9 protein-coding genes are annotated in these 12,800 nt (G+C 31.3%); 3 read left to right on the plus strand and 6 right to left on the minus strand.

Translation table 11 applies throughout. From position 1 onward, the window contains the following. Positions 1–8: 8 nt before the first annotated feature. From RCG21_RS32405 to tnpA, 6 genes are read right to left on the minus strand one after another with little or no spacing between them, the layout of a single operon-like run. Positions 9–1,973 (minus strand): VirB4 family type IV secretion system protein, encoded by a 1,965-nt coding sequence (locus tag RCG21_RS32405; RefSeq protein WP_308914525.1) that lies wholly within the window; start codon positions 1,971–1,973, stop codon positions 9–11. 24 nt (positions 1,974–1,997) lie between these two features. After that, the gene (gene trsD / locus RCG21_RS32410) at positions 1,998–2,657 is read right to left on the minus strand and encodes a TrsD/TraD family conjugative transfer protein (protein ID WP_308914526.1); all 660 of its coding nucleotides are present in this window, start codon (positions 2,655–2,657) and stop codon (positions 1,998–2,000) included. Further along, on the minus strand, positions 2,647–3,048 hold the full coding sequence (locus tag RCG21_RS32415; RefSeq protein ID WP_308914527.1) for a hypothetical protein: 402 nt from the start codon (positions 3,046–3,048) through the stop codon (positions 2,647–2,649). Before RCG21_RS32415 ends, trsD begins: the two co-directional genes overlap by 11 nt. A 14-nt stretch (positions 3,049–3,062) precedes the next feature. Next, entirely contained in the window at positions 3,063–3,392 is a 330-nt protein-coding gene (locus tag RCG21_RS32420; RefSeq protein ID WP_308914528.1) for a CagC family type IV secretion system protein, read from the minus strand. A gap of 16 nt (positions 3,393–3,408) precedes the next feature. Beyond that, positions 3,409–4,530 (minus strand): hypothetical protein, encoded by a 1,122-nt coding sequence (locus tag RCG21_RS32425; protein WP_308914529.1) that lies wholly within the window; start codon positions 4,528–4,530, stop codon positions 3,409–3,411. Between the two features lie 42 nt (positions 4,531–4,572). Continuing rightward, entirely contained in the window at positions 4,573–4,959 is a 387-nt protein-coding gene (gene tnpA, locus RCG21_RS32430; RefSeq protein ID WP_308914530.1) for an IS200/IS605 family transposase, read from the minus strand. Positions 4,960–5,384: 425 nt separating this feature from the next. On the opposite strand from tnpA, the gene RCG21_RS32435 reads away from it, so the two are divergent. From RCG21_RS32435 to RCG21_RS32445, 3 genes are all read left to right on the plus strand, one after another. Next, entirely contained in the window at positions 5,385–6,500 is a 1,116-nt protein-coding gene (locus RCG21_RS32435) for an IS110 family RNA-guided transposase (RefSeq protein WP_308914531.1), read from the plus strand. Positions 6,501–8,543: 2,043 nt separating this feature from the next. Next, the gene (locus tag RCG21_RS32440) at positions 8,544–9,344 is read left to right on the plus strand and encodes a ParA family protein (RefSeq protein WP_308914532.1); all 801 of its coding nucleotides are present in this window, start codon (positions 8,544–8,546) and stop codon (positions 9,342–9,344) included. After that, complete coding sequence (locus RCG21_RS32445; protein WP_308914533.1) at positions 9,310–9,801, plus strand: ribbon-helix-helix domain-containing protein; 492 nt, start codon at positions 9,310–9,312, stop codon at positions 9,799–9,801. The genes RCG21_RS32440 and RCG21_RS32445 overlap by 35 nt, the downstream gene beginning before the upstream one ends. The last annotated feature ends 2,999 nt before the right edge of the window (positions 9,802–12,800 follow it).

The raw sequence follows: 12,800 nt of genomic DNA on the forward strand, positions 1-12,800 counted from the left end.
TCCCTCCTTTACAAAAAGAAGTTTCTCACCTCCTCTTTTTCAATAGGTGTCATTTCAATCCTTTCCTCATAGTCCGGAATTTCATCTGGATCCAACCCGTATTTCTCAACGTATCGCTTTTTATTCCAAAGTCGAAGCTCCTCTTGTGTCAGTTCAACCTTAATAAAAGCACGTTGTGAGCCATATGTAATTAATGCTTCTCCTTGCCGTTTAGCGCGAAGTAAGGAAATCTCTTCATCGGAGAATGATAGATTTATTTTTCTAACGACATCATCTACACCTTTATTATCCAGGCCAAAAAATACCTTTGTATGACTGTTTTCAATCATAGCTGCTCCTAGATTATCTTCAGTATCCAGGACATCAATGATTTGCTGAGTTCCTGCAATAGCTCCAGCATTATATTTACGAAAACGTTTGTATGCTTGGTAGAAGAACCTCATAGAATCAGGGTTTTTAGATAAAAAATGAAATTCATCAATAAATAGATAAATTAACTCATTTTTGTTTTTAGTAATTTCATCCCAAAGAAACCCGAAAATGTTAAAGTAACAGGCAGCCTGCACATCCACTTCGTTTTGTAGGGATTTTATATTAAAAGAGAATAATGAATTATTGATATTCACATTTGTGTGCCCGTTAAATAGAGAGTTCGAACCATGAACATAACTCTCTAATATGAAATAAAAGTCTTGGATTTTTTCATACCGTTCGGAATCCTTTTGCTTTAGTTCCCCTAAGTCATGATAAAAGTCTTCAAGAATAGGATAGTCAATCGATTTGATGCTTTTAAAATCACTGTCTTCATTGATTGAAAAGCGATTATAAAGATTGGTTAAAGTCTTATCTAAAATACTGGTTTCAACCTGTGTTAAATCCGCCTTTAGCACTTTAAAAAAAGCCTTAAGGCGTTGAACCTTTTGTTTGACGAGATCTCTTACGAACTCCATTTCATTATTAAAATCTTGGGTGTCTGTAATTTCTGTTGAAAAAATTTCTAATGGGTTAATTTTGGTTGCACTATTACTGCTAAGATGGACCACCTCTCCACCGAGAATTTTCACAATATGAGAGTATTCATTTTCTGGATCGATAATATACACTTTTATTCCCATGGCAAAACAGCGGAGTATTTTCTGAACCATAAAAGTCGATTTACCGACGCCAGAGGTTCCGATTACGACCATATTTTGATTTAAAGTACGTTGTGTATCTAAATAATCAATGGCCACCAATGAATTGGTTGTCTTATTAATCCCTTCCACTTGAGACTTTGGGGATAAATAACATATCTCTGAATCATCAAATGGGAAAAAGGATGAGGCGGTTTCGCTGTTGCACATCTGATAGGTATAATCCTTTAACTGGTTATCCCCAAGTGGTAGTGCTGACCAAAAAGCCATAAGTGCAGCATAGTGAGGGTTTAAGGCCTTCATCCTTAATTTAGTAAGAATCCTCTGGACGTTATCTTCTAGGGATCTTAGATCTTCTGGAGACGTTGCCTGAATAAATATGTATGTATAAAGGTACATAAAGTTTGAGCGATTGGTTAATACCTGATTAAGTTGGTATTTGGCACTTTCAAGCTCCGAACGTAACCTGATACGCGTGGCCGGGTCTCTTGTCTTTAATAGTTCAGCATCTTTATTTTTAATAGAATCATTGTAATAATGAATCATCCCCTCCGAGTTGGCGGGTTCTAGGTATTGAACAAAAGATATATTCCCTTTCAAACGTTTTAGATCAGAGAGCCAGTTTCCTTTCTGTTCCTTGGGGTAAGAAACAACGGCTAACACTTTAATAAAGTTTCCACCACTTTCTATGAAACTCTTATTTTCTTTCCAGACAAATGGATAGATTGAATTTAGCTCTTCAGTTTCTAAAATCCCATGAAGAAAGTCTTGTTGAATTGGTTCTTCTGGTTTTTTTTCACGTTTTTTTGATGGAAAAAGTGTTGCTATAGAAAATGGCATGAGCTTTCCGCCTTTCCAAAACAGTTAACAATATAGTCTCGACATTTCAAAATCAAAGTGACGATACAATAGGGTTAAGGTATCTTTCTCAGATAGTTTTCTTATTGCTAGATCATAAGACTCGAAAGTAGATCGTAAAGAATTTGATATTTCTTGAACCTTTTTAGTTAGAACACGTTCTGTCCTTTCAAGATCCGGGTAAGTCCGTTTATTCATTTTTTCTCTAATCACTATAAAATGTTGTTTCGTCGACATCTCATCTTTAAGCCGAATACTCTGAAAGTGGTCAATGTAAGAGGCAATTAATTTTCGCTTATATGCATTGCCTGATTCTCCTTTTTTTTCGAGTTCCTGTAGATACCGTTTTTTCCATCCCAAATTGTAAGACCGTAAATCAACAGGTACGGTCATTGAGATGATTTGTAATTGATCGTGAACTTGGCTCATTAAAAAAGAGCCGTAATCTTCAAATAGGAGATTTTGTTCATACTCAGCTAGTAAGTCCATATTGATACCACTCACTTGTAGAACGGAAGCTAAGTACCCATTTTTTAAAAGGACGTAATCCTTATAAATACCTCCAATTATGCTTAAGTCTTGAATTGTTCGTTGACCCTTTTTTGTAAGAGTTTCAACTTCATAGTCAGATTCAGTCCGATACATATTCTTTTTATTATTTACCATTAAAATCATCTCTCTTATACGGTTTCATAAAGAACAACTTCTGCCGACTGTTGTATTGGAAAATTAGCCCTAAATATTGGGAATAGGTTATATTTGGGCGGGATGATATTGGACGTAAAACAGCAAAAGTAAAAGAGCCTAACATAACCATTGAAACAAAGAACAGCTTAATCATCATAAAACCTAGCGAATAAGGTGGAATAAGAAGGAATATTGCTGAAATTACCACAGCCGGTAGTATAAATTTAAGGAAGTTCCCAACAGATAACCCTTTTACAATGTTATACGATTTATCAACATTTTCAGGGAAAACAAATGTTTTCCCCTTCCGGCGGTCTTCTTGTCCAATTAATTCTTTAAGAACCTCTTTTAATTCTTCTTTGGTTGTCATTTATATCCCCTCAATTATGCAAATAACGCATATACCCAAGGTACAATCCATACAAGTGCTGAAGCTAAACCAACACCTGCAAGTACCATACCAACTCCTCTGAACATTTCGTTTTTTGTGTGCGGATCATCCACACCAGGTAATTTTTTTATAATAATCCAAACACCTACACAAATTCCTACTATTACAACAATCCCCGTTAAAAACGCCTGTATTTGTTTTAGTCCTTCCTTCACCTTTGCCTCAATTTCACTTGCGGCAAATGCATGTTCAGGCATGGTATATATACATAGCATGATTACTGAACTTAAGATTACAAGTTGTAATTTTTTGTGTTTTTGCACGCTGTTTCTTCCCCCTTTAATCGTTCTCACTCATTTCCATGAATTCAATACCTATATCTTCTTTAGCCATCTGTCTTTCTCTTTTACTATTCTCTTGTATATATGTATTCAACTTTTCTAAATGCTCTTTGGCTTCTCCTTCAAGGAAATAACTTGATAGTTTCTTAACACAGCCATCCCCATATAACTTCCCAATATACGAACCTTCTTCATTTGAAATCACTTCAAAATCAAATTGCCGTTTTTGAAACTCTTTATTAATCTCCATTCCATAAAAAGCAAGAAAGCCTTCACCAATAGAGCGACTATCCATCACAAGCTCATCAAATGCTGCTTTCATTCTTGGATGTTTACTTATTCTTTCCATCCATACTTCAGAGAGATCCGGTAACATGATATCTTTTTTTATATCATTCTCTTCTATTGAAATTCTAACCCCAAGTTCATCTTTGGAAATGTTATTTATTGTGATTGTTTTCCCTATTAAATCTAAAGGAATTTGATACTCCATAAAGGTCCTATTTAAAGATTTCTCTTTTATTGCTACTTCGTTTTTAAGTTCTTCCTTTACAACAATAGAGCGAGCGTGTTCAATATTTTCATAGAACAATTGAGGTTTAAAGGATTGGGTTAAATTAAATCGAAATTGCTTATTATCTTTTAAAGAGTATGTTTTTCCATCATCTAAATGAAAGAATGAATATCCTCGAAATTTTTCAAATCTTGATGTTCCAAACGTATTTAATAGTACTTCCTCTTTTGAATCAAACGCTCTAGTTACTCTGTGAGCATCTTTGCCCTCCTGTTTAAACACTCCATAAAAAAAACCTTTTGAATTTAAAACCTGAAATGAACTTTTATCTCTATCAACAGGAAAGATTTCTACAGGTTTCCCCTTTACAAATAGCTCAGGTTGATGTTTTTTAATAAACGCATAATATAACTCATACTCTCCCTCTTCCCTCTCGTCATTTGAAATAGAAGAATTCCTTGAATAGATTTTTTTAAAATCATTCCTAATGTTCCTTCTTGTTTCCATATCCTTTTGGATCTTAGCTTTATCCGACCTCTGCAACAGATAATCGACAATTGTAAGAATAGAATCATTAAAGGATCGTTCGATAGAATCGTTTCTCACTGATTTCCCTCCTTTCTATAAGATTAGATGAATGGAATCAAGCTAAGGTAGCTCCTTACTTTCCATTATCAAACTTTTGAGTTTTTGTTCTTCAGTTGAGATAAAGTACCTTTGGTCCCACAAGGTTCCGCCATTTTTGAGCTTAGTTTTTGGAAATTCTTTATGCAAAAATCTAGCTGATCCACCTTTAAGAGCTTTTATGATATTTGGTATGTAATGGGTCGTTTTACAATTGATAATTAATTTAACCTGTTGCTCCTGGATTTCCATTTTAACAATTTTAAATTCATGGCGATTCGACACGTTCCTAAAGTAGGTTTGAATAAAATCTTTTTCTTCCCTGTTTAATAAAATATGGCTACTTGTAAAAAATGTAATATGATATTGCAAGAAACTAACGTGGTATTTGTTTGAATGAACCCCATTCATATTGTCTTTATCCTCTCAACTCCCTTGTATGATGTTTCAATATATAACGAATATTTGTTCTGTTCTAAATTTACCAAAATTATTACATTTTAGGTAGATTCTGATAGTACCAAATAAAAAATGAGTATTATGCATTAAAAATGGTAAAATAGTCCAAATGTAATTATTAGAGAGAGCATACTATGGTCATATGTAAATTATTCCCTACCAAGCTATTATTGTTTTTTATTGTTAGTCTCCCACATTGGTTACTTTCTCCTCATTAGTGCCACTTTTATACAAATACTTAAAATTAAAAAGAAACATATAAGTTATCATGAACGAAACTAGCTCCTTACTCGTAACACCGTAGGTTAATTTGGTTACACTGTTTACTGGAAAAAACAAACCAAATCAGAGCTACATTACGGAAGGAGCTAGTTATTATGCAGGATACCATAAAATATGTAGGTTTAGACGTTTCAAAAGAAAAAATTGCCGTTGCCATTGCAGATGAAGGTCGTGATGAGCCAAGGTATTGGGGAATGATTCCTAACACTCCGGAATCCATTAGAAAGTTAGTAAAAAAACTTGGAGAAAAAGAGAATCTTCGAGTGTGCTATGAAGCTGGACCAACTGGCTATGGTTTATATCGACTTTTTCTTAGCCTAGGAATTGAGTGTGAAGTGATCGCCCCATCTTTAATCCCTAAAAAACCAGGAGAGCGCATCAAAACAGACCGTAGGGATTCGATTAAACTAGCAAAGTTATTTCGCGCCGGCGAATTAACTCCTGTTTATGTGCCAACAGAAGATGATGAAGCCCTTCGGGATTTAGTTCGCGCTCGTGAAGATGCCAAAGAAGATGAATTACGAGCCAAACATCGATTATCGAAATTCCTTTTACGCAATGAGATTCACCCTCCCTTCAAAGGAAAAAAGTGGACCCGTAGATATCGTGAATGGTTAAATACTCTAAAATTTGAACGTTCTGCATCCAAAATAGTTTTTCGAGAATATCTGCACCATCTACAAGAAATCGAGCAAAGGGTAAAACGATTTGAGGAAGAAATAAAATTACAATCAACCGAAGGTTACCATGCGCCAATGATTCAAGCACTACAATCACTAAGGGGAATAGCTACGATTACAGCTACTAGTATTGTGGCTGAGATCGGGTCATTTAATAGATTTGCTTCTCCCAAAAAATTAATGTCTTACGTTGGGTTAATTCCAAGTGAAAGTTCTAGTGGTGAAACCAGAAGGCAAGGTAATATTACCAAAACAGGCAATCGTCATGTTCGTCGGTTGCTTGTAGAAGCAGCCTGGAGTTATCGATTTCCGCCTGCTATAAAGGGAGATTTAAAGAAAAGACTAGAAGGACAGTTGCCTAATGTTCAAATGATTTCATGGAAAGCTCAAAATCGCCTTCATAAAAAATATTTTCGTTTACTATCACGTGGAAAGGCATTTGGAAAAGCATTAACAGCCATTGCAAGAGAATTAGCAGGATTTATCTGGGCAGTAACTCAAGAAGTTGAAACTAGCTCCATAACAAAGTAAAAATTACGAATAACATAGGTTTAATTTTTCTTTAAAAGTAGAAGCATAGGGCTCGGAGGCAAAGGTAAAAACCGGTAAGGGGGAACCACGAAATGTACTTGTGCTATGCCAAATAGGCTAACGCACGTTTTAAGTTAGTGGAAGCTCCTTTATACGGAAAGATAAAATGTGAAAACCCACGAATATCAGAGTGCTAACCGCAGTTAAGATTTTTGCCTTCGTGCCGTGTGCTTAACTTTTTAATATCAATATGAAAGGAGAAATTTATTCATTCTCAGCTTTAAAAAGTATCTCAATCTCCAAATTGCCAGTCAAGGAAAGCACTTGACAGCCAATTTGGAGATTGAGGAGCAGTCTGTAAGCTGCGAAGGAGATCCCCTAGCCTTAAGGCTCAATCCAAACTAATAAACAAAGAAGCCGAAAAATGCTTCTCTTCTTAGAGTTACCCAAAAACTAAAACCAAAATCAAATTGGGTAGGGAGCATTGACAGTTTCGTTCATATCAGTACATTATTTAGAATCAATGTAGCTTTAATAAATGACAAAAACTCTAACCGAAGAATGGTTAGAGTTTTTGTCTGGACCTGTTGATCATTTACAACCTATTAAAGAGGAAATGGTTCTGTAAGTTTATTTTTAATCTTAACTTTCTATTAAGAATTCATTACATCGACTCACTTTTGAAAAGAATAAAGAACAATAACCTTATCAGTAATGTTAATTAACATATATATATCAATATATATGTTTAATTATATTTTATTGTTATCATTGAAAATTTTATTCTATATCTCTAATTTTTCTTTTAGAGATAAACAAGTTACCTTTTCCTTCATATATTTTTATATCCATGTTAAATAATAATTTGCTAGATAAATTATTATTATTATTAATATATATATTAACATATACATTTTAAATAATTAATTAAACCATAATTATAATTTATATTTACTTGTTTTTAAGTAAATACTTTAAAAATATTAACATTAAGTTGTAGGATAAATTATTGATGTCAATAAAATTATTTATAATTATGATGTATAAAACGAAATATGCATTAACATATATTTATATTTAATTATTAACATATATTTTATTGAGTTATTTATACTACTTGAAAAAGGGTTGTGTTTTATAATTACGTATTATTATGATTCCTCTCAAATAAAACTAAAGATATTATTATCATATTCATTATTATATACATTAACATATACTATTAACTAAGAATAAAGGCTATTTGATAATGTTTTTTATATTTTTTTGTTGGAAATAGATAATCACATATTTCTCATAAATGTATCCGCTATTTTAAACCAAATAAATAAAATTATAAAATAACATATCAAACAATATATATTTTAACATATATATTGTTTAACCTATTTATATAGGATTTTTGTGACCATAAAACTTTCTTTAGTTATTTTCAGTGTATAAATAAAACAGAATCAATATGAATTTTATATGAAAGTTTTCTTGATTAAATAGAAATCAACATTAAAATATCATATATAAATGACACATATATTAATATATATGTTAATGTTTGATTTATGGATACTATCACTCGTTTTATTTAAAAACTATAATTCCTTTAAAATTTAGAATGATTTTCATTATTCTTACCCATATAATATTTATGTTTTATTAATTTTAAAATATATGTTAACATATACACTGTTATACGCATTAATATCTTGTTGTAAATGTCACTTATTTTAAATACATACTATCTTTTTCTTAACATGGTATCTTTATCAATTAAAACTTACTATCACAATTTTAAATTCAATAGCAATGATAATAATGAATAATATACAGCAATATATTACAACATATATTGCTTAATCATTTTAAATATATTTTATATGTATTATTTAATATATGTGATGTCATATATATTAAAAACATTTTCTATTTATGTAATGACATGAAATATAATGTTAAAAAAACATCTATGTCTATTAATACAACAATGATAAAATAGATTATAATGATTATAAGATTATTTAAATTCATTAATAGAGGTGAAAGAACTTGACAGCAAAAATAGTCACATTTGGAATCAGTAAAGGTGGATGTTCCAAATCTACTAGCAGCGGCATTACTTCTTTTCTTTTGAGTAACGAGGAGAGAGTTTTGGCCATTGATATGGATGGACAGGGTAATTTAACAAGTTTCTTGACTGGTGAATATGACATTTGCAACGTATTTGAGGATAGGACCATACTAGAGGCCATTCTACAAGGAGATGCTAGGCCTTATATTATCAAAGTTAAAGAAAATCTTGATCTGATCCCAGCAAATGATTTCCTTGCTACTTTGCCAAGAAAAATGTTTGATAAGGGGCTTAATTTAGATGCTTTACAGAATGCACTAAAACCAGTAATGGAAGATTATGATTGGATTATAATTGATACACCTCCAGCGCTATCAGAACAAACGGTTATGCCTTTAAGTACATCTTCAGAAGCTGGAAGTTATGCTGTTGTCATGTTTGATGGTTCAATGTTTGCTTATTATGCTATTCCTAAATTTTTAGAGATTATTGAAGGTGCCAAAGAACGGTACAACCCATCATTACAAACAGCAGGTGTTTTATTTTCTTTAATTGATGCAAGAGCCAAAGAAAATGAGGTTATGATCGAGGCCGTTGATGAGGATTATCCAGACATGAAATTTAATACAATCATAAAAAGAAAAGCCTCTACCAGACGTCTTGCAATTGAAGGTTTTGAAGGAAATGCAGAATTAAAGAATGCCTTAGAATATTATATTCCCTTTGTTAAGGAGTTGAAAGAACGTGTCAGCCAAAAACAACCTCAAAGATCGAATTAAAAAACCTAATGCTACGTCAGCTTTTTTCAATTCATATGACACTAATAATGATGTAGCTAACAACTTAGATGATAATGAAACTAAAATTATAGATAATAATGAAAATAAATATAAAAATGATGATAGTAACAAAAGCGATGATATCAATGATGTTAAAGAGGATAATAATGTTATTGCTACAAAAAACAACAACATTAAAACATATGTTGAAGATGACAACGAAATTGACAATGTTGTTGTTGATAAAGATGATGATTATCTTCGAGAATTAGCTACGGGGAAAAAACCTTCAAAAAAGAAAAACAAAAAAGTCTTTACCTCATTTTATATGGATCCCGACTTAGCATCTGAAGTAGACAAAATAGCTGCTAGAGGTGAAAAAGGGGATAAATCAAAATTGATTAATATGGCAATAAGGAAATTGTTAGAGGAATATGGAGTTATTGAAAAAAAATAGTTTTATCCATTAACTCCATTTTAAAAACAAAAAAGACAAAAAATGAGAGTTTGGAGATGGATTCTCCAAGCTCTCTTTCTTTTTCAATACAAATGTTATTTTATTAAATATAATTATTCTGTTTAATTCAATCATCCTACTTATTAACAATCTTAGGTCTAAAAGCAACAATAAGTTATATGTCAACAACAACAACTTTATTGTTGTTGTTGACGTTATTATATATTAATTTGAATCCTTCAAAATACGAAGAAATAATTAGGTATATACTGGTTATTGAGTTTTACAATTACTAGAGCAGAGCGTTATATTTAGGTGGTTTCTTAGATGAATTATCGCTCTGCCCTTAAATATTAGTTTTCACTTTATACCACAGTCATTATACATTATTTGGAAATTAGTTTTAAAACTTGGATAGATGTAGTTTGATCATTATTGGAAGTTTCTTATCCATTTAAATGTTCTTGTTTATCTTAACGGTACTTAGAGGTTTCAATTAAACTTTCCTGTTTCAACAAACTCTTCATATATATTTGAATAAGGCGGATTCCATAAGATCGTCATTAGAGTCGTTCTTTTCTCTCTTCATTCTTTCAACAAAAAGATATACCCTTTGTTAAGGAATTGAATGAACGGCCAACCAAAAACAGCTTCAAAGTTCGAATTGAAAAAACCAAATGCTACCTCACCTTTTTCAATTCATATGACACTAATAAAGATGTATCTAACAATATAGATGCTAATGTAACTAAAATTATAGTTAATAATGAAAATATATTTAAAAATGATGATAATAACATAAGCGATGATATCATTGACGTTAAAAAGGATAATAATGTTATTGAAATAAAAAACAACAACGTTAAAACATATGTTCAAGATGACAATGTTGTTGTTGATAAAGATGATGATTACCTTCGGTAATTAGCTACGAAAAAAAACCTTCAAATAAGAAAAACAAAAAAGTCTTTACCTCATTTTATATGGATCCCGACTTAGCGGCTGAAGTAGACAAAATAGCACCTAGAAGTGAAAAAGGGGATAAATTTAAATTGATAAATTTGGCAATAAGGAAATTGTTAGAGGAGTATGGAGTTATTAAAAAAATAGCTTTATCCATTAACTCCATTTTAAAAATACAACTATAAGTTATATGTCAACAACAACAACTTTATTGTTGTTGTTGACATATATTAATTCGAATACTTCAAAACGAAGAAATAATTAGGTATTAACTGCTTATTAAGTTTTACAATTACTAGAGCAAAGGTTTATATTTAGGTGGTTTCTAAGATGAATTATCGCTCTGCTCTTAATATTAGTTTTCACTTTATACCACAGTCGATATATATTTGGAAATCAGTTTTAAAACTTGGATAGAAGTGGTTTGATCATTATTGGAAGTTTCTTATCCATTTAAATGTTCTAGTTTATCTTAACGGTAGTTAGTGCTTTCAATTAAACTTTCCTGTTTCAACAAACTCTTCATATATACTTTAATAAGGATGGATTCCATAAGATCGTCATTAGAGTCGTTCTTTTCTCTCCGTCTATATTTCAACTAATATATATACCCTTTGTTCAGGCATTGAATGAACGTGCCAACCAATAACAGCCTCAAAGTTCGAATTGAAAAAAACTAATGCCACCTCAGCTATTTTCAATTTATATGACACCAATAAAAATGTAGCTAACAATATAGATATTAAAGAAAATAATTTTATAAATAAAAATAATAACAAAAGTGATAATGTCATCGATGTTAAAGAAGATAATAATGTTATTTACACTAAAAATAATAACATTAATATATATGTTTAATATGACAATGTTGTTAATGTTGATATAGATGATAATTGCCAACGGTAATTATCTACGTGGAAAAAACTTCAAAAAAGAATATTTCAGCTTACATTTTAATTGTTCTTGCATCTTTTTTTCTTGCTGAAAATATTAAATTCGCTGCTAAAATCGGAGACAATAATTTATTTAGCGTGAAGGGAAAAGCTATAAAGGAATTGTTACAGTTATATGAGAAAATTCCGTTATTGTTAAGTACGAATACAATAAAGAAAAAGTCGATCCAATTACACCACTAGTCAATCATAAAAATTATAAAATCACTTATTCTTAAAGATAAAGTATTGTTGTTAAAGGATAAGAATACATAAAGGTTTTAACAAAATAATTATCAAAGCATGCCAACCAAAAAGACCACCTTAACGATTACAGTCTTTTTTTCTGATTTGATTATTAAAATCATTTTTAATTAAAAGGCCTTTACAGTGTTTTTATTCATCGTTTTCACTACATTAAAAGAGTTTTATGAGGAATTGCAGCTGTACTTTCATCCATAAGAGGTCAAAAGTCCAGTCTATTATCAATCTTTCCTCTGGAGCTGGTTACTTGGATGGGGCTGGAAGTACCGTTTATGCCGTTATTAAGTTCGCAGTACGTGCTATTTCATAAGGTCTTTGTAACGAAGAGGCAGGAAAAACAATATTCGTTCAACCATTATTTCACCCGGAGCAGTTACGACTGAACTAACAAATATAATCATTGATATGGATCTAAAACCTGGCATTGATAAACTTTATGAAAGGACGCCATTGATGCTGAAAGCATTGCTCATGCCATTGCATTTTCAATTAAACTACCATCTGAGGTAGCAATTAATGAGATGTTTATACGTCCTACAAGTCAATACTTGTAAGGAACGGACTCTGACATTATCTTTTAGCAAGAGTAAAAGAAGGTAAGGAATAGAAGCAAAGGAATACTTGCACCCAATTATAAGAAATAAGTGGGAGGCAATTTGCAAAAAATTTTAAAATTAAGATGGGAGATTTTGATTTAAAAAGATTTTATAGAGGAGTATATTCTTCATCCTGTCAATATAACGACATATCGGAACAAATGAAAATATGTACAATATTTTTTAAAAATAGATAATTAGTTTAATTACCAGTTATGAAATGAGAATAATGAGTTATGCAGTA

The organism is Bacillus salipaludis (assembly GCF_030938565.1).
Classification (GTDB): domain Bacteria; phylum Bacillota; class Bacilli; order Bacillales; family Cytobacillaceae; genus Neobacillus; species Neobacillus salipaludis_A.

Bases quoted from the DNA above. Each gene is read 5' to 3' on its own strand.
- RCG21_RS32405 (WP_308914525.1), bottom strand. From the start codon at position 1,973: ATGCCATTTTCTATAGCAACACTTTTTCCATCAAAAAAACGTGAAAAA.
- trsD (WP_308914526.1), bottom strand. From the start codon at position 2,657: ATGGTAAATAATAAAAAGAATATGTATCGGACTGAATCTGACTATGAA.
- RCG21_RS32415 (WP_308914527.1), bottom strand. From the start codon at position 3,048: ATGACAACCAAAGAAGAATTAAAAGAGGTTCTTAAAGAATTAATTGGA.
- tnpA (WP_308914530.1), bottom strand. From the start codon at position 4,959: ATGAATGGGGTTCATTCAAACAAATACCACGTTAGTTTCTTGCAATAT.
- RCG21_RS32435 (WP_308914531.1), top strand. From the start codon at position 5,385: ATGCAGGATACCATAAAATATGTAGGTTTAGACGTTTCAAAAGAAAAA.